Source organism: Streptomyces sp. SLBN-31 (assembly GCF_006715395.1).
Lineage (GTDB): Bacteria > Actinomycetota > Actinomycetes > Streptomycetales > Streptomycetaceae > Streptomyces.
The window spans coordinates 2,823,216-2,839,455 of record NZ_VFNC01000001.1; the positions used below are offsets into that span (position 1 = coordinate 2,823,216).

General features: G+C 71.1%; 16 protein-coding genes and 4 pseudogenes. 11 read left to right on the forward strand and 9 right to left on the reverse strand.

The features are described 5' to 3' along the window. The first annotated feature begins 79 nt into the window (after window positions 1-79). Window positions 80-1,513, forward strand: coding sequence for an NAD(P)/FAD-dependent oxidoreductase (locus FBY22_RS12970; protein WP_142145223.1), 1,434 nt, complete (start codon window positions 80-82; stop codon window positions 1,511-1,513). Window positions 1,514-1,538: 25 nt separating this feature from the next. Here FBY22_RS12970 and FBY22_RS12975 read toward each other — a convergent pair whose 3' ends face one another. Next, window positions 1,539-2,183 (reverse strand): peptide deformylase, encoded by a 645-nt coding sequence (locus FBY22_RS12975; RefSeq protein ID WP_142145225.1) that lies wholly within the window; start codon window positions 2,181-2,183, stop codon window positions 1,539-1,541. A 147-nt stretch (window positions 2,184-2,330) separates the two neighbouring features. Here FBY22_RS12975 and FBY22_RS12980 point away from each other — a divergent pair, with 147 nt between their 5' ends. Continuing rightward, window positions 2,331-3,767, forward strand: coding sequence for a PepSY domain-containing protein (locus tag FBY22_RS12980; RefSeq protein WP_142145227.1), 1,437 nt, complete (start codon window positions 2,331-2,333; stop codon window positions 3,765-3,767). 61 nt (window positions 3,768-3,828) lie between these two features. On the opposite strand, the gene FBY22_RS12985 is transcribed toward FBY22_RS12980, so the two are convergent. From FBY22_RS12985 to FBY22_RS12995, 3 genes are all read right to left on the reverse strand, one after another. After that, window positions 3,829-4,176 carry a tetratricopeptide repeat protein gene (locus tag FBY22_RS12985; protein ID WP_142145229.1) on the reverse strand — a complete coding sequence of 116 codons (348 nt, stop codon included), beginning with the start codon at window positions 4,174-4,176 and terminating at the stop codon, window positions 3,829-3,831. A gap of 68 nt (window positions 4,177-4,244) precedes the next feature. Continuing rightward, complete coding sequence (locus FBY22_RS12990; RefSeq protein WP_142145231.1) at window positions 4,245-4,688, reverse strand: helix-turn-helix domain-containing protein; 444 nt, start codon at window positions 4,686-4,688, stop codon at window positions 4,245-4,247. Then, on the reverse strand, window positions 4,685-5,176 hold the full coding sequence (locus tag FBY22_RS12995) for a MarR family winged helix-turn-helix transcriptional regulator (protein WP_142145233.1): 492 nt from the start codon (window positions 5,174-5,176) through the stop codon (window positions 4,685-4,687). The genes FBY22_RS12990 and FBY22_RS12995 overlap by 4 nt, the downstream gene beginning before the upstream one ends. A gap of 147 nt (window positions 5,177-5,323) precedes the next feature. Here FBY22_RS12995 and FBY22_RS13000 point away from each other — a divergent pair, with 147 nt between their 5' ends. Both FBY22_RS13000 and FBY22_RS13005 read left to right on the forward strand, forming a co-directional pair. Continuing rightward, window positions 5,324-6,289, forward strand: coding sequence for a pirin family protein (locus FBY22_RS13000; RefSeq protein ID WP_142145235.1), 966 nt, complete (start codon window positions 5,324-5,326; stop codon window positions 6,287-6,289). A 170-nt stretch (window positions 6,290-6,459) separates the two neighbouring features. After that, window positions 6,460-6,723 (forward strand): annotated as a pseudogene (locus FBY22_RS13005) (hypothetical protein); the annotation flags it as partial. Between the two features lie 24 nt (window positions 6,724-6,747). Here FBY22_RS13005 and FBY22_RS13010 read toward each other — a convergent pair. After that, window positions 6,748-7,569 (reverse strand): SCO6745 family protein, encoded by an 822-nt coding sequence (locus FBY22_RS13010; protein ID WP_142145237.1) that lies wholly within the window; start codon window positions 7,567-7,569, stop codon window positions 6,748-6,750. A 59-nt stretch (window positions 7,570-7,628) separates the two neighbouring features. Continuing rightward, window positions 7,629-8,462, reverse strand: coding sequence for an alpha/beta hydrolase (locus FBY22_RS13015; RefSeq protein ID WP_313905380.1), 834 nt, complete (start codon window positions 8,460-8,462; stop codon window positions 7,629-7,631). A gap of 165 nt (window positions 8,463-8,627) precedes the next feature. On the opposite strand from FBY22_RS13015, the gene FBY22_RS13020 reads away from it, so the two are divergent. From FBY22_RS13020 to FBY22_RS45720, 7 genes and pseudogenes are all read left to right on the forward strand, one after another. Further along, on the forward strand, window positions 8,628-9,827 hold the full coding sequence (locus tag FBY22_RS13020; protein ID WP_142145240.1) for an acetyl-CoA C-acyltransferase: 1,200 nt from the start codon (window positions 8,628-8,630) through the stop codon (window positions 9,825-9,827). Continuing rightward, window positions 9,827-10,453 (forward strand): HAD family phosphatase, encoded by a 627-nt coding sequence (locus FBY22_RS13025; protein WP_142145242.1) that lies wholly within the window; start codon window positions 9,827-9,829, stop codon window positions 10,451-10,453. Before FBY22_RS13020 ends, FBY22_RS13025 begins: the two co-directional genes overlap by 1 nt. Window positions 10,454-10,555: 102 nt before the next feature. Further along, the gene (locus FBY22_RS13030) at window positions 10,556-11,248 is read left to right on the forward strand and encodes a TetR/AcrR family transcriptional regulator (protein ID WP_142145244.1); all 693 of its coding nucleotides are present in this window, start codon (window positions 10,556-10,558) and stop codon (window positions 11,246-11,248) included. 137 nt (window positions 11,249-11,385) lie between these two features. Continuing rightward, window positions 11,386-11,631, forward strand: a pseudogene (locus tag FBY22_RS45910) (SDR family NAD(P)-dependent oxidoreductase); the annotation flags it as partial. Window positions 11,632-11,645: 14 nt separating this feature from the next. Then, window positions 11,646-12,797: pseudogene (locus FBY22_RS13040) on the forward strand (acyl-CoA dehydrogenase family protein); the annotation flags it as partial. Window position 12,798: 1 nt separating this feature from the next. Beyond that, a pseudogene (locus FBY22_RS45715) lies at window positions 12,799-13,038 on the forward strand (SDR family NAD(P)-dependent oxidoreductase); the annotation flags it as partial. Between the two features lie 97 nt (window positions 13,039-13,135). Further along, window positions 13,136-13,582 (forward strand): SDR family oxidoreductase, encoded by a 447-nt coding sequence (locus FBY22_RS45720; RefSeq protein ID WP_313905381.1) that lies wholly within the window; start codon window positions 13,136-13,138, stop codon window positions 13,580-13,582. A gap of 21 nt (window positions 13,583-13,603) precedes the next feature. Here the strand turns inward: FBY22_RS45720 and FBY22_RS13050 are convergent, their stop codons facing one another. From FBY22_RS13050 to FBY22_RS13060, 3 genes are read right to left on the reverse strand one after another with little or no spacing between them, the layout of a single operon-like run. Then, window positions 13,604-14,251, reverse strand: a complete 648-nt coding sequence (locus tag FBY22_RS13050; protein ID WP_142145246.1) for a dihydrofolate reductase family protein — start codon at window positions 14,249-14,251, stop codon at window positions 13,604-13,606. Between the two features lie 27 nt (window positions 14,252-14,278). Then, window positions 14,279-14,947, reverse strand: a complete 669-nt coding sequence (locus FBY22_RS13055; RefSeq protein WP_222127754.1) for a TetR/AcrR family transcriptional regulator — start codon at window positions 14,945-14,947, stop codon at window positions 14,279-14,281. Continuing rightward, window positions 14,944-16,239, reverse strand: coding sequence for a CdaR family transcriptional regulator (locus FBY22_RS13060; protein ID WP_142145248.1), 1,296 nt, complete (start codon window positions 16,237-16,239; stop codon window positions 14,944-14,946). The genes FBY22_RS13055 and FBY22_RS13060 overlap by 4 nt, the downstream gene beginning before the upstream one ends. Window position 16,240: the final 1 nt, after the last annotated feature.

The following is a 16,240-nucleotide window of genomic DNA, read 5'->3' on the forward strand; positions in this document are numbered from 1 at the left end:
AAACGCGGCCGTGCGGTCACCTATTCCGCCAGCCCCTACCCGTGTGGTCTCAACGCACACCACCCACCAGACTGACCCCATGACGGAAACGGAAACCTTCGCGTACGACGTCGTGGTGCTCGGGGCCGGCCCGGTGGGGGAGAACGTCGCCGACCGCACCCGCGCGGCCGGCCTGTCCACCGCGGTCGTCGAGAGCGAGCTGGTCGGCGGCGAATGCTCGTACTGGGCCTGCATCCCCAGCAAGGCCCTGCTGCGCCCGGTGATCGCCCGCGCGGACGCGCGGCGCGTACCGGGCCTGCGCCAGTCGGTGCAGGGCCCCCTGGACGCCGCCGCGGTCCTCGCGCACCGCAACTACTACACCTCCGACTGGCACGACGACGGCGCGGCCCAGTGGCTGGAGGGCATCGGTGCCGACCTGCACCGGGGCCACGGCCGGCTGACCGGCCCGCGCACGGTGACCGTCACCGCCTCCGACGGCACCCGGAAGGTGCTCACCGCCCGGCACGCCGTCGCCGTCTGCACCGGCACCGACGCCGTCCTGCCCGACCTGCCGGGGCTCGCCGACGTCAAGCCGTGGACCAGCCGCGACGCCACCAGCGCGCAGGAGGTGCCCGGCCGTCTCGTGGTCGTCGGCGGGGGAGTGGTCGCCACCGAGATGGCCACCGCATGGCAGGCCCTCGGCTCGCAGGTCACCGTCCTCGTCCGGGGCAAGGGCCTGCTCAACCGCATGGAGCCTTTCGCCGGGGAACTCGTCGCCGAGGCCCTCACCGAGGCCGGCGCGGACGTGCGCACCGGCACGTCGGTGGAGTCGGTGACCCGCGAGAACGGCACGGTCGTGGTCGTGACCGACACCGGCGACCGCATCGAGGCCGACGAGATCCTCTTCGCCACCGGCCGCAGGCCGCGCACCGCCGACATCGGCCTGGACACCGTCGGCCTGGAGCCCGGCGGCTGGCTCCCGGTCGACGACAGCCTGCGCGTCACCGGCAGCGACTGGCTCTACGCCGTCGGCGACGTCAACCACCGCGCGCTCCTCACCCACCAGGGCAAGTACCAGGCGCGCATCGCCGGTGCCGCCATCGCCGCGCGCGCCTCCGGAGTCCCCATCCTGGAGTCGGACCCCTGGGGCGCCCACGCCGCCACCGCCGACCACGACGCCGTCCCCCAGGTCGTCTTCACCGACCCGGAGGCCGCGGCCGTCGGCCTCTCCCTGGCCGAGGCGGAACAGGCCGGCCACCGGGTGCGCGCCGTGGACGTCGAGATGTCGTCGGCCGCCGGCGCGGGCCTGTACGCCGACGGCTACAAGGGCCGCGCCCGCATGGTCGTCGACCTCGAGGAGGAGATCCTGCGCGGCGTGACCTTCGTCGGCCCCGGCGTCGGCGAACTCATCCACTCGGCGACGATCGCGGTCGCCGGCCAGGTGCCCATCGGCCGCCTGTGGCACGCGGTGCCGTCGTTCCCGACGATCAGCGAGGTGTGGCTGCGGCTGCTGGAGGCGTACCGGGACAACTGACGTCACCGGCAGGGCACTCGGCAGGTCACGGCAGCCGGAAGCCGAGTGCCCTCGCCGCCTCCTCCGGCGTCGGCTGCGTCCACAGCCGCGCCATCGCCTCGTTCGACGACAGCGAGCGCGGCTCCGCCCGGTCGAGGTAGAGCATCCCGTCGAGGTGATCTGTCTCGTGCTGAACGATCCGGGCCGGCCACCCGCTGAACACCTCGTCCACCGCGCGCCCGTGCTCGTCCTCGCCCGTCAGCCGCACCTGCGCGTGCCGCGCCACCACGGCCTGCCAACCCGGCACACTCAGGCAGCCCTCGAAGAAGGCGGCCCGGGCGGGCCCGACGGGCTCGTACGAGGGGTTCACCAGCACCCGGAACGGCTGCCGCTCCCGGCCCCTGGCCAGGCGGATCTCCTCCGGAACCGGTGCCGGGTCCTCGATCACCGCGATCCGCAGCCGCACTCCGACCTGCGGCGCGGCCAGGCCCACGCCCGGTGCCGCGCGCATGGTGACGCGCAACGCCTCGACGAAGCGGGCGAGCAGCGCGGGATCGAGCTGGCCGTCGAAGCGTGCGGTGCCGCGGCGCAGCACCGGATCACCGGCCGCGACGATCGGCAGCGGGCCGTCGGCGGCGAGGAGTTCCTCGACCTGCTCGGCAAGGGACGCGTGGTCACGGGGAGTTGCCATTCGGCAAGCATCGCATGACGTCCCCCGACCGGCCTTTCGCCGTGTGGCGCACGCCACTTGTCCCTCCGGGAACTCAGGGCCCCCTCCCTCCGACTACTGGACCACTACAGCCACACTCCCGTCCCCCGCCCCCGGAGAAGCCCGCCGATGTCCACCGCTCCCTCGCCCTCCCCTCATCTCGGCTCCGCCCGATCGGGGGGAGCCCCGTCGGACGAGGTCCCCCCGACCGGCCCGGCCCCGGCAGCGCGCCCCGGCCGGTGGGCGCCCCTGCGTCCCCTGGTGCTGCGCCTGCACTTCTACGCCGGTGTGTTCGTCGCCCCGTTCCTGCTCGTCGCAGCCGTCACCGGCTTCTTGTACGCGGGCGCCTTCCAGGCCGAAAAGCTCGTCTATGCCCATGAGTTGAGCGTCGCCGAGGTGGGCGACGCCAAGCTGCCCGTCTCCCGGCAGGTGGCCGCCGCCCGCAATGCCCACCCCGAGGGCACGGTGTCGGCGGTACGGCCCTCCCCGGAGGCCGACGCCACGACCAGGGTGCTGCTGTCCGGCGTCAAGGGTGTCGATCCCGGCCACACGCTCGCCGTCTTCGTCGACCCCTACACCGCCGAGGTGCGCGGCGCCCTCGAACAGTACGGCTCGACCGGGGCGCTGCCGCTGCGCACCTGGATCGACGAGTTCCACCGTGACCTGCACCTGGGCGAGAACGGCCGCCTCTACAGCGAGTTCGCCGCGAGCTGGCTGTGGGTGATCGCGGGCGGCGGCCTGGTGCTGTGGTTCTCCCGGCGCCGGGCCCTGCGCAAGGTGCGCGGCACCCGTGGCCGGCGCCGCACTCTGGGACTGCACGGCACGGTCGGCGCATGGGCCGCCGCCGGCTTCCTGTTCCTGTCGGCGACCGGCCTGACCTGGTCGACGTATGCCGGAGCGAACATCGAGGAGCTGCGCACCTCGCTCGGCCAGGCCACCCCGTCCGTCTCCGCCGTGGCCGGCGGCGAGCACTCCGGTCATGGCGCCTCCGCCACGACCGGTTCCGGCGAACGCGGTGTCGGCCTGGACAAGGTGCTCGCGGCGGCCCGGGCGCAGGGCCTGACGGACCCGGTGGAGATCGTGCCGCCCGCCGACGAGAACTCCGCGTACGTCGTGCGGCAGGTCCAGCGCAGCTGGCCGGAGAAGCAGGACTCGGTCGCCGTCGATCCGGCCACCGGCGAGGTCACCGACGTGCTGCGGTTCGAGGACTACCCGCTGCTGGCGAAGCTGACCCGATGGGGCATCGACCTGCACACCGGCATCCTGCTCGGCCTGGTCAACCAGATCGCCCTGATGCTGCTGGCGCTCGCCCTGGTGATGCTGATCGTCTGGGGCTACAGCATGTGGTGGCAGCGCGGCCGCGGCTCCGCCTTCGGCCGGCCCGTCCGGCGCGGAGCCTGGCAGCAGGCACCCCCGGCGATCCTCGTCCCGGGCGTCGCCGTCATCGCCGTACTCGGCTACTTCGTGCCGCTGCTCGGCATCCCCCTGGCCGCCTTCGTCGTGGTGGACGTCGTGCTGGGCGAGATCGCGCACCGGCGCGGCCGGCGCACAGGGGCCCTGAAGTAGCCGACGGGCCCGGTTCCTGTAGGGAACCGGGCCCGGCCGTACCTCCGTCGCACGGTCTCGCTCAGACCTGCTCGAAGTCGCCCGCCAGCGCCGAGGCGATGCGCAGGTGCGTCTCAGCCTCCTCTGGCCGCCCCTGGCGCTCCAGCGTGCGGCCGAGCATCAGCCGGGCGTAGTGCTCGACCGGGTCGCGCTCGACGAGGACGCGCAACTCGGCTTCGGCGCGCTTGAGTTGCGCCGAGTGGTAGTAGGAGCGGGCCAGCAGCAGCCGTGGGCCGGTCTGCTCCGGCACCTCCTCGACCAGGCCGCCCAGCACACGCGCCGCGGCGGCGAAGTCCTTGGCGTCGAAGAACATCAGCGCGCGCTCCCAGCGCTCCGCCGGTGTCCCGTGGTCGTAGTACGTCATGTCCACTGCTGCCTCCTTCGGTCTGCGCAACCGTGGAGGGCCTTCGCCTATTCCGTACGGCGTCGAGGCGGCCGTCAGGCCCCCATCGCCGCGAGTTCGGCGTTGGCCCGCTCGGTCACCAGGGCCAGGACGCGGCCGGCGGCGGCGAGGTCGTCCGCCGGTATCCCGGACCAGACCCGGGCCGAGAGCTCCCCGGTCTCGGCGCCGACCTCGGCGTAGAGGGCATGGCCGGCGTCGGTGGCCCGGACGCGGGCCGCCTCGGCCGTCAGCAGTCCCTTGCCGACCAGTTCCCCGACGACGTCCCGCACCTCGGCGGCGTCCACCTTGAGCGAGCCGGTGACCTGGTTGACGAGGGCGTCGCGTTCGACCGGTGCCTCGGCGACGACCACGGACCTGAGGATGATCTGCTGCTGGAACGTGAGTCCGTGCCGGCTCAGCACGCTCTCCAGGGCGGCGCGGGCGGCGTAGTGGGCCAGGCCCAGGGCCCGGGCGTCGGCGACGGGCGCGGTCGTGGTCATGACTGCTCCTTCTCGTTCGGGATGTTCTCGCTGAACGGATCAAGAGGTGCGTCGAGCAGGGTGGCCAGGTCGCGGGTGAACTGTCGGGCGCGGGGGGCGTCGCGGCCGCCGAGCGGCGCCAGCAACTGCTCCAGGAGCCCCTGCACGACCTGGACCGCACGCCGGGTGACGTCCTGGCCCTGCTCGGTGAGGGCCAGCTGGACGGCGCGTGGATCGCGGGGGTCCCGGGTGCGCTCCAGCAGACCGGCCGACTCCAGACCGCGCGCCAGCTTGGACACGTAGAGCGCCTCCAGGCCGGTGTGGTCGGCGAGACGGCGCTGGCTGGGACGCTCGCCGCCGCGCTGCATGCCGTACAACGAGGCCACCAGGGAGTACTGGGCGTGGGTGAGCCCGAGCGGGGCCACCGCCCGGTCGACCGCGACCCGCCACTTCATCGACAGACGCCAGACCAGGAACCCGGGCGTCGCCTTCTCGGAACCACTGCTCATGGCAAATACGGTACATGGCTATTATGTACATGGCTACTAAATTACCAAGCCCCCTGGTCGACAGCTGTTTTCCCGTGAGCCGGGGGGAGCGGTACCGCCCGGGCGACGGACTGACGGGACCGCCCCCGCGGGACTAGGTTGGGCTGCATGAGCAATCTTGATCGCGAGGCGGTTCCCGCCCTGTGCGGCGGCCGTGGCTTCGTGGTGGCGGAGCCCGTTCGCGAACTCCTCAGCCCGCGCCGCGTCAAACTCGGCGAGTCGACCGAAGTGCGCCGTCTCCTGCCCAACCTCGGCCGCCGCATGGTCGGCGCCTGGTGCTTCGTCGATCACTACGGCCCCGACGACATCGCCGACGAACCGGGCATGCAGGTCCCGCCGCACCCGCACATGGGCCTGCAGACGGTGAGCTGGCTGCACCAGGGCGAGGTGCTGCACCGCGACTCCACCGGCAGCCTGCAGACGATCCGCCCCCGTGAACTCGGGCTCATGACGTCGGGCCGGGCGATCAGCCACTCCGAGGAGAGCCCCCGTGGGCACGCCCGCTTCCTGCACGGCGCGCAACTGTGGGTGGCCCTCCCCGACGGCCACCGCCACACCGACCCGCACTTCGAGCACCACGCCGAACTGCCCGTCGTCACGGCCCCGGGCCTGAAGGGCACCCTGATCCTCGGCGGCCTCGACGGCGCGACCTCGCCCGGTACGACGTACACCCCCATCGTCGGCGCCGACCTGGCGCTCGCCGGCGGGGCGGACGTACGCCTACCGCTGGAGCCGGACTTCGAGTACGCCGTGCTGTCCATGTCCGGCGAGGCCCATGTCGATGGTGTGCCGGTACTGCCCGGCTCGATGCTCTACCTCGGCTGCGGCCGCACCGAACTCCCGCTGCGCGCCGAGTCGGACGCGGGCCTGATGCTCCTGGGCGGTGAGCCGTTCGAGGAGGAGCTGATCATGTTCTGGAACTGGATCGGGCGGTCCCAGGAAGAGATCGAGCAGGCGCGCCGGGACTGGACGGAGGGCACCCGCTTCGGCGAGGTCAAGGGCTACGACGGCGCGCCCCTGCCCGCTCCGGAGCTGCCGCCCCTGCCGCTGAAGCCACGGGGGAGAGTGCGCTGACCAGCTGAAACGCGTCAGCGTTGGTGGCCGCAAGGCGGAAGGCGGTCGGGTAAATCTCACTGTCTTCCACCTGCTTGCCGGAGGGCCTCTGAACCGCTGGCTGGCTCAGGCCGGTGCAGTTGGCGATTCCACGGTGTGGCTGTCTGCGGGCGGCTGTGGCTGGACTCTTGACCATCACGGTCACCGGCAAGCTGACCCGCGCCAACTGGGAGAACGGCACCTACACCGGATACCAGGACCGGCCCGTGCAGCTGCAGTTCCGCAAGAAGGGCAACGCCGCCTACACCACGCTGAAGACCGTCACCAGCGGGAGCAACGTAACGCTGACGACCACCACCAAGGCCAGGACCGACGGCTACTTCCGCTTCGTCTTCGCCGGCACGCCCACCACCGGCCCGGCCGCGGCAACCGGGGACTACGTCGACGTCACATGAGGGTGCCGGGCGGACAAGGCCGGGTCAGCCGAGCTTGAGAAGACCGGCTTCGAGGACGGCTCGTCCGAAGGAGCCGGCGAGTTCGGCGAGACGCTCGCAGTCGGCGTCACCCAGGGCGGCGTAGGCGGGAAGGGCCAGACGGTCAGTGCGGTCCTCGATGTGCCGGCGCAGGGTGACGCCCTCCGCGCTGAGGGAGTCGCCGTCGAGGAGGCCCCGCTCACGGAGGCTCTCCTGGGTGCCGGCCCACTCCTCCTCGGACCATGCGCGGCTCATCTTGAGGAAGCCGACGGGAATCTCACCCGTGGCGGCGTGCAGCACGAGGGCTTCCAGGCCCCCGACGCCCTCGCTCAGCAGGCACGCCACATGGCCGTCGCCACGGAACTCCCGGAGCAGCGTCTGGGCGTGCCACAGGCGCAGCACCGGTTCCTCCGGCCAGGGCAGAGCGGCGTGCGCAGCGAACAGCGGACGGCCCTGAGCGTGTTCGCAGGCCGCCTCGGCGGCCCGCCGGGCCAGCGCCAGGACCTCGTCCAGCTCGGGCAGTTCGTGGATTCCCGCCCGCCGCAGGGCTTCGCCAGCCGCGGCGTACCGGGCGTCCAGCACCTGCTGCGGCGTCGTCGCGTCCCAGGCGCCGTCGAGCGCCTGCCGTACGAGACCGGGGTTGAAGTTGTAGAAGGTCGAGATGACCAGCTCGGCGGAGGCCCGGCCGAACGCGGCGCTCCGCGAGGTGAAGTAGCCTGCGCGTCCGCTCAGTCCGAGGTCGGCGTACCGTCGCCTCGCCTCGGGGACGAAGTAGATCATGCCGTGCACGGGCTCGAGTCCGCGCCAGGCCGCACGCGCTGTCTTCACGGGTCACCTCTTCGGAGAGTCGGCCAACGGGGTGTTCGCTGTGGTTTCGTACTCGGGTACTAGCCGTGCGTTCTCAGGTGTTCGAGCAGCAGACGGTTCAGCGCGTCGGGTGCCTCCTCGGGGACCCAGTGGCTGACGCCCTGGAGGGTTTCGAAGCGGTACGGCCCCTCCACCCACCGCCCGGTCCCGTGTGCCGGCGCCGGGCCGAACGCCCTGTCGTTCGTGCTCCAGACGTACAGCGTGGGCACCTCGATCGTGCCGATCCTGCCGTCGGGGCGGCCTGCCCGGTACCAGTTCAGCGCGGCGGTGAGAGCGCCCGGCCGGGTCAGGTGCCGTATGTAGGCCTCGACACTGTCCTGCGGGACCGCCCCGGCGTAGAGGGCGCGAAGCAGTTGGGCGTCGTGGGCCAGCATGCGCTCCTCCGTCGCGGGGGTCTCGCCCCAGTCGATCATGTAGTGCGAGCGCTCACGCTGGTCATCGTCGGTGCGCAGGGCGGTGGCGAGGGCGCCGGGGTGCGGTGTCGAGACAACCGTGAGGGTGCGTACCCGGCCGGGGTGGGCGTCCGCGGTCCACCAGGCCACGGCGCCGCCCCAGTCGTGGCCGACCAGGTCGAACGTCGACCACCCCAGTTCCTCCGTGATAGCGACCACGTCGTCGACGAGAAGGCTCATGCGATAGTCCTCGGCCCGCTCGGGGCGGGCGCCGGGGGAGTAGCCGCGCTGATCGGGCGCCACCACCCGGTAGCCCTGCACGGCCAACGCCGCGATCTGCCGTTCCCAGGCCAGCCCCGTCTGAGGGAAGCCGTGCAGCAACAGCACCGGCCGGCCCTCCGGTGGGCCCGCCTCGATCGCGTCGAAGACGCCCGCACTGGTGGAGATGCTCAGCTCGGTCACGACCCGCCCTTCCATACCGACTGGTCGGTAGCCTTCAGGTGCAGAGGCGGACTGTCAAGGCCGCGGGCGCGTCTGCTTCCCGGCGGACGCAGTACCCCCTGCATTGAACTTGACGCCGGATTCAACTATAAGGTGGCGTCGGACCACCGGAGACAGTGAGGCGACATGAGGGAAGCAGTCATCGTTTCGACGGCACGGACGCCGATCGGAAAGGCGTACCGCGGCGCGTTCAACGCCACCCAGACGCAGGAACTCGCCTCCCATGCCCTGGCCCACGCCGTACGGCGTGCCGGGCTTGAGGGAGGCGAGGTCGAGGACGTGCTCTTCGGCTGCGCCGCGCAGCAGGGGGCATCCGGTTTCAACGTCGCGCGCCAGGCAGTTCTCCGCGCCGGGCTCCCGGACACCGTGTCGGGGATGACGATCGACCGGCAGTGCTCGTCGGGCCTGATGGCCATCGCGACGGCCGCCAAGCAGATCGTCGCCGACGGTATGCAGGTCACGGTGGGCGGTGGCGTCGAGTCGATCTCCCTCGTGCAGAACGAGCACATGAACACCCACCGCATGACGGATCCCTGGCTGGTCGAGCGCAAGCCGAGCATCTACCTGCCGATGCTGCAGACGGCGGAGATCGTCGCCGAACGCTACGGCGTGAGCCGGGAGCGTCAGGACGAGTTCGCGCTGCTGTCCCAGCAGCGCACCGCGGCGGCGCAGGAGGCCGGCCGGTTCGACCAGGAGATCGTCGCCCTCGACAGCGTCAAGAAGGTGCTCGACAAGCAGTCGGGGGAGGTGCGGCACGAGAAGGTCACCCTGACCCGGGACGAGGGCAACCGCGCGTCGACGACGCTCGAAGGCCTGGCCGGCCTGGCGCCGGTGCTGCCCGACGGCCAGGTGAGCGCGCAGTCCAGCGTGACGGCGGGCAACTCCTCGCAGCTCTCGGACGGGGCTTCGGCGTCGGTGCTGATGGAGTCCAGGGAGGCCGAGGGCCGCGGACTGGAACCGCTGGGCGTCTACCGGGGCATGGCCGTCGCCGGTTGCGGCCCGGACGAGATGGGCATCGGGCCGGTGTTCGCCATCCCGAAGCTGCTGAAGCAGCACAACCTCACCGTCGACGACATCGGCCTGTGGGAGCTCAACGAGGCGTTCGCCTCCCAGGCGTTGTACTGCCGCGACGAACTGCACATCGACCCCGAGCGGTTCAACGTCAATGGCGGCGCGATCTCGGTCGGTCATCCGTACGGAATGACCGGTGCCCGACTGGTGGGACACGCCCTCGTCGAGGGCAAGCGCCGCGGGGTCCGGTACGTGGTGATCTCGATGTGCGTCGGCGGCGGAATGGGTGCCGCCGGACTGTTCGAGGTCGCCTGATGGAGAAGACCAGAACCGCGGTCCTGGTCGACTTCGGCGGAGTCATCACCTCCAGCGTGCTGCAGGCGTTCACCGACTTCGGCGCCTCCCTCGGCGGCGATCCGCGCCTGCCGTTGGAGCTCCTCAGCCGGGACCAGCCGTCACGCACCCTGCTGTCCGACCACGAGTGCGGCCGTATCGACGCCGAAGCCTTCGAGCGGGGATTCGCCCAACGTCTCCGGGCTCACGGTGCCGACGTCCAGGCCGAGGGACTCACTGCCCGCATGCAAGCGGGCATGTCGATCGACCAGGACATGCTCGCCCTGCTCGGCGATCTCCGAGCCGCCGGGCATCCCGTCGCGCTGGTGTCCAATTCCTTCGGTACCGGTACCTACGACGGTGTCGATCTGGCCTCGCTCGCCGACGTGGTCGTCATCTCCGCCATGGTCGGGATCCGCAAACCCTCCCGGCGGATCTACGCGATCGCCTGTGAACGTCTCTGCGTCGACCCCGAGGAGGCGGTCATGATCGACGATCTGCAGCAGAACCTCGACGGGGCGGCACGGATCGGAATCGGCGGTGTACTGCACACCAGCGCCGCCGACACCCGCCGCCGGCTCGCCGAACACTTCGGGATCGACGCCTGATCGATCGGCCGATCGGGAATTGCTGGATGTGCCTCTTCTTCGACCTTCTTCGGACGTACGCGATTTGTGACTGTGGCGTCGGATTCAAGTAAAGTTCCCGCGATGGACACCACCGCGCCCGAGGAGATCGACGCCGAGCAGCCGCCCCCGATGGCGCCCCTGTCGCACCTTCGCGAGCCGCCCACGACGAAGCGCGGAGCGCGGACGCGGGCCGCTCTGGTGAAGGCCGCGCGGAAGGTGTTCGAACGGGACGGCTACCTCGACGCCCGCCTGACCGACATCACCAAAGAGGCGCAGTGCGCGGCGGGGTCGTTCTACACCTACTTCGCGGGCAAGGAAGAGGTGCTCGCCGCCGTCCTCCTTGAGGCGCAGGAGGACATGCTGCACCCCGGCATGGCCCGGGTGGAGGATGCCGACGACCCCTATGCGGTGCTCGAGGCGAGCAATCGCGCGTATCTCCAGGCGTACAAGCGCAACGCGAAGCTGATGGCGCTGCTCGAGCAAGTGGCGCAGGTCGAGCCGGAGTTCCGTACATTCCGGAGCCGGCGCGCCGACGCGTTCATCCGCCGCAATGCCCGCGGTATCGCCGACCTGCAGGCGCGGGGTGTCGCTGACCGGGACGTCGATCCGATGCTGGCCTCCCGTGCGCTGTCGGGCATGGTCAGCGTCATGGCCTACAACGCCTTCGTGCTCGGTGAGCGCGAGGAAGAAGGCACGCCGGTGGACTTCGAGAAGCTCGTGTCCACGGTCAGCCGGCTCTGGGCGAATGCCCTGCGGTTCCCTGACCACCGCTGACGCGGCAGCCTGAGCCGGGGCGAAGCCCACCACCCCCGGTGTGGGGTGACGTACGCCCAACTGTTGAACTTGACGTCGGATTCAACTGTACAGTTCGGGCGGACGGAGCACGGTCCCCCATCTCGGAGAGGTTCGCTGTGAACGTTGCACGAAGAGTCGCCATCGTCACCGGTGGTGCCGGCGGTATCGGCAGCGCGCTGGTCGCGCGGCTCGCTCGCGAGGGTGCCCGGGTCGTCGTCACGGACCTCGACGCGGACAGCGCGCGGGCGGTGTCGGACAGGGTCAACGCCGACCATCCAGGGAGCACTGTCAGCGCCGGCGCGGACGCGTCGGACACCCCCCAGATCCAAGAGCTGATCGACCTGGCGGAGAGCACGTTCGGCCCGGTCGACCTCCCCCCGCCGAGTCGGTCTACCACGAGCAGATGCGCGCCTCCGGTGACCCGCACTTCCAGCCGCCGATCCTCGAGGAACTCAAGGCGGAGGCACGGCGACGCGGACTGTGGAACCTCTTCCACCCGCACCCGCACCCGGCGTGGGGGCCGGGGCTGACGAACCTCGAGTACGCGCCGCTGGCGGAGATCATGGGGCGCAGTCACATCGCCTCCGAAGCGTGCAACTGCAACGCTCCCGACACCGGCAACATGGAGGTGCTCACGCTGTTCGGCAGCGACGAGCAGAAGGAGAAGTACCTCAAGCCCCTGCTCGACGGGACGATGGCCTCGGCCTTCGCGATGACCGAGCCGCAGGTCGCCAGCTCCGACGCCACCAACATCGAGCTGCGGATGGAACGCGACGGCGACGAGTACGTGCTGAACGGCCGCAAGTGGTTCGCGTCCAACGCCCTGCACCGCAACTGCAAAGTACTCATCGTCATGGGCAAGACCGACCCCACCGCCGCTGTGCACCGGCAGCAGTCGATGATGGTCGTCCCCATCGACGCCCCCGGGATCACGGTGATGCGCGGCCTGCCGGTCTTCGGCTACCAGGACCGCGAGGGACACGCCGAGATCGACTTCACCGACGTACGGGTCCCGGCCAAGGACCTGCTCAAGGGTGAGGGAGAGGGCTTCGCGATCAGCCAGGCCCGGCTCGGACCCGGTCGGATCCACCACTGCATGCGGGCCATCGGCGCGGCCGAGCGGGCGCTGGAGCTGATGTGCCGGCGCGCCCAGTCACGGGTGACCTTCGGCAGCCCGGTCGCCGAACGGTCCAACATCCAGGACTGGATCGCGGAAGCACGCATCGACATCGAGATGATCCGGCTGCTCACGCTCAAGGCCGCGTACCTGATGGACACGGTCGGTAACAAGGAAGCGCGCACCGAGATCGCGGCCATCAAGGTGGCCGCACCGAACATCGCGCTGAAGATCGTCGACCGCGCGATCCAGGTGTACGGCGCTGCGGGCGTGACCGAGGACTTCCCGCTGGCGATGATGTACGCCCACCTGCGGACGTTGAGGCTGGCTGACGGTCCCGACGAGGTCCACAAGCGGGCCATCGCCAAGCAGGAACTGCGCCAGTACCGCGACGCGGCAGTGGTGAGTTGACATGGCCGGACTGGATCTCACCGGCCGCACCGCCGCCGTCACGGGTGCCTCACGCGGTATCGGGCTGGCGATCGCCCAGGCCCTCGCCGCAGCCGGCGCGAACGTCGTCCTCACCTCCCGCTCCCAGGAGGCGGCGGACGCCGCGGCGGCCCGGGTCGGCGGCACAGCGGTCGGCGTCGGGGCCCACGTGCTCGACGAGGAGGCGGCCCGGCGCTGTGTCGAGCTGACGCTCGGACGGTTCGGCAGCCTGGACATCCTCGTCAACAACGCGGGGACCAATCCGGCCTTCGGGCCCGTCATCGACCAGGACCACGGCCGGTTCGCCCAAGACCTTCGACGTGAACCTGTGGGCTCCCGTCCTGTGGACGGGCCTGGCCACCCGGGCCTGGATGGGCGAGCACGGAGGCGCGGTCGTCGACACGGCATCGGTCGGCGGCATGGCCTTCGAGGCGAACATCGGCCTGTACAACGCGTCGAAGGCCGCACTGATCCATCTCACCAGGCAACTGGCCCTGGAACTCTCACCGAAGGTCCGAGTCAACGCGGTGGCACCCGGTGTGGTGCGTACCAAGCTGGCCGAGGCCCTGTGGAAGGAGCACGAGCAGGCCGTCACCGCCTCGACGGCACTGGGGCGTATCGGGGAGCCCGCCGACATCGCCTCGGCGGTCGCCTTTCTGGTCTCGGAAGCGGCGAGTTGGGTCACCGGCGAGACTATGGTGATCGACGGCGGCCAACTCCTGGGTGACGCGGTCCCGTTCAGGCAAGGAGCCGGTATCGGCATCTGAGGCGTGTTGCACAGAGGCGGTTCAGAGACCTGCGCGGCTGAACGTCACATGCGTGACCCCGCTGGGCGAGGAGGTGGCCTCGACCCGGTAGTCCTTCTCGACGCTCTCCAGTCCGTCCCAGAGGCGTACGCCCCGGCCGAGCAGGATCGGGACCACCACAACGTGCAGATGGTCGATGAGCCCGGCGGCGAGGAAGTCGCGGATCACGGTGGGTCCCCCGCCGATGCGTACGTCCTGGCCGCCCGCGGCCTCGCGGGCCGTCTCCAGCGCCTTGGCGGGCGAAGTGTCGAGGAAGTGGAACGTCGTGCCGCCCTCCATCCCGATCGACGGGCGCGTGTGGCGGGTGAGGACGAAGGTCGGGGTATGGAAGGGCGGGTTGGGCCCCCACCACCCCTTCCACTCCTCGTCGTCGTGCCATCCGGGGTAGCCGTACTTCCCGGCGCCCATGATCTCGGCGCCGATCCCGGGCGTGAACTGCCGCACGAAGGCGTCGTCGAGGCCGCTGGTCCCGCCCGGCTCGCCGGTCATCTCGTGCCACCACCGGGTGGCGAACATCCACTCGTGCAGCTTTTCACCGGCATGGCCGAACGGCGCTTCCTGGCCCAGACCCTCACCCGTGCCGAAGCCGTCGAGCGAGAGGGAGAAGTTGTGGACGCGGGCGAGTGACATGGCTGGCGACTCCTCTTCTTCTGCTGGTCACGGGCCGGGCGGTGCCGACAGATGGATCAGGATGCCGCACACCTCGTCCACTATCTCCCGGGCCTCCGTCTCATCCCGGCAATCGCCCAGCTCGCGCGCCGCCCCGCCGATGACGGTGGTCAGAACGCTCACCCGGACCCGGCCGGCGCGTCGTCGCTCGTCCACCTCCAGCAGCCGGGCGTTGCGCCGTACCCATGCGCGGTCCCACTGGCGGCGCAGCGCGTCGAAGCCGGCGGGGCCGTCGTCCTCCACGAGGAGCATGCCGAGCCTGCGATTGTCCCAGGCACCCTCCAGATACGCCCTGGTTCCCGCCACGAACAGAGCGATGGGGTCGTCCACACCACGGCCGCGCTCGGCGGCCAGCGTGGCCGCCGTCCTGCGCTCCTGTTCCTCCCGGAACTCCTCCCACAGGGCCAGGTAGAGCCCTCGCTTGCCGCCGTAGTGCTGGAAGAGGCTGCCCACCGGGATGCCGGAGCGCGCCGCGATCTCGGTGAGGCCGGCCTCGGTGTAACCGCGCTCGGTGAACACCTCCAGCGCGGCGTCCAGCAGCGCACGCCGGACCGTTCCGTTGTGCTCCGCGTGCCCCTCCGGCAAGGCCGACTCTCCCTGCTCGCCCGGCAGTTGATGTGCCGCCTCGGTTCCGGCGGACTCCACGATGCCGCTCACCGGCCCTCCTCACCTTCCCTGGCCCCGTCGCGGATGGCGAGGGCGACCAGTAGTTCCAGCAGGTCCGCGATCCGGCGCGGATTGCGGCCGGTGCGTTCCTCGATCCGGCGCAACCGGTAGTGCGCCGTGTTGTGATGCACCCGCAGCCGGTCGGCGGCCAGCCGCAGATTGAGGTCGGCCTCCGCGAAGGCCCGAATGGTGGCGGCCAGCGTGTCGCCCCGCCTGCGGTCCTCCTCCAGCAGCACCCGCACCCGGGGATCGACCAGCTGACGGGCCAGGTCGTCGGCCCGCAGCGCGAGGTAGTCGAACGGGGAAAGCCGCGGCAGCGCAGCCACCCCGCCCCCGCTCGGCACCAGGTCGAGGGCGGCCCGCGCCTCCTCGTACGCGCGCGGCAGTTCACACGCGCCCTGCGCGACCGTACTGATCCCCATGGAGAGCATGGTCCCGCCCCGCGCGAGCCGCTGCTGCACGGCCTCGAAGTGGGCGCATGTGTCGTCCGGGGTCATGCCGGCCCGGACCACGGGCACGGCCACCACCTCTTCGTGGCGCACGACGACCAGGGTCCGGCCCGCCCACGGCCCGGCCACGCTGATCGACGCGGTGGTGGCATAGCCGTGCTCGGCCGACGTGAGGTCCCCGGTGCGGGTGTCGCCCACACACACCGCCACGACCGCCATCATCGGCGAGTGCGGCCCGATGCCGTACGCCTGCGCGGCGGCGGACAGCGGACCGCGCGTCGGTGCCACGCCGGCCAGGAGCTGGTCAAGAAGGTCCCGGCGCTCCCGGTCCGCGTCCGCCACCACGTGCTGCTGGTACTCGACGTAGGCCTGCGCGGCATGAGTGCTGGCGTAGTCGACGTACCGCATCAGCGGGGTGACCAGGGACAGAGCGGCCTGCTGGGCCTCGGCGGACGTGCCGGCGCAGTCCAGCAGCGCGTCCCACAGCACCTGCCGACCGACCCGGAAGGCACTGATCCAGTCCTCCAGGGCGAACCCGGCCCGTGCCCGCCGCATCGCCGCGGCGCGGCTGAAGACCAGGTCCTCGGGGGCGATGCCCCGATCCCCGGCCAGCGCCGCCAACTGCATCCGGTAGTGCTCGAGCACCTGCTCCCGTACGTCCGCGAAGAAGCGTTCGTCCTGCAGTGCGTACGACGGGATCTCCGCACGCATCACCCCCACGGCGGTGTCCGCCACCTCCTCGACCCGGTCATGGACGGCGTGCAGGATCCGCCACCGCTCCCGGCGGAGCGGTTCGGAAAGCAGGGGAGCGCCCAGAGCGGGCCCGTGAGGCATG

What these genes read in the sequence shown, in the direction of transcription:
- FBY22_RS12970 (WP_142145223.1), top strand. Translation starts at nt 80, where the DNA reads ATGACGGAAACGGAAACCTTCGCGTACGACGTCGTGGTGCTCGGGGCC.
- FBY22_RS12975 (WP_142145225.1), bottom strand. Translation starts at nt 2,183, where the DNA reads ATGGCAACTCCCCGTGACCACGCGTCCCTTGCCGAGCAGGTCGAGGAA.
- FBY22_RS12980 (WP_142145227.1), top strand. Translation starts at nt 2,331, where the DNA reads ATGTCCACCGCTCCCTCGCCCTCCCCTCATCTCGGCTCCGCCCGATCG.
- FBY22_RS12990 (WP_142145231.1), bottom strand. Translation starts at nt 4,688, where the DNA reads ATGACCACGACCGCGCCCGTCGCCGACGCCCGGGCCCTGGGCCTGGCC.
- FBY22_RS12995 (WP_142145233.1), bottom strand. Translation starts at nt 5,176, where the DNA reads ATGAGCAGTGGTTCCGAGAAGGCGACGCCCGGGTTCCTGGTCTGGCGT.
- FBY22_RS13000 (WP_142145235.1), top strand. Translation starts at nt 5,324, where the DNA reads ATGAGCAATCTTGATCGCGAGGCGGTTCCCGCCCTGTGCGGCGGCCGT.
- FBY22_RS13020 (WP_142145240.1), top strand. Translation starts at nt 8,628, where the DNA reads ATGAGGGAAGCAGTCATCGTTTCGACGGCACGGACGCCGATCGGAAAG.
- FBY22_RS13025 (WP_142145242.1), top strand. Translation starts at nt 9,827, where the DNA reads ATGGAGAAGACCAGAACCGCGGTCCTGGTCGACTTCGGCGGAGTCATC.
- FBY22_RS13030 (WP_142145244.1), top strand. Translation starts at nt 10,556, where the DNA reads ATGGACACCACCGCGCCCGAGGAGATCGACGCCGAGCAGCCGCCCCCG.
- FBY22_RS13050 (WP_142145246.1), bottom strand. Translation starts at nt 14,251, where the DNA reads ATGTCACTCGCCCGCGTCCACAACTTCTCCCTCTCGCTCGACGGCTTC.
- FBY22_RS13060 (WP_142145248.1), bottom strand. Translation starts at nt 16,239, where the DNA reads ATGCCTCACGGGCCCGCTCTGGGCGCTCCCCTGCTTTCCGAACCGCTC.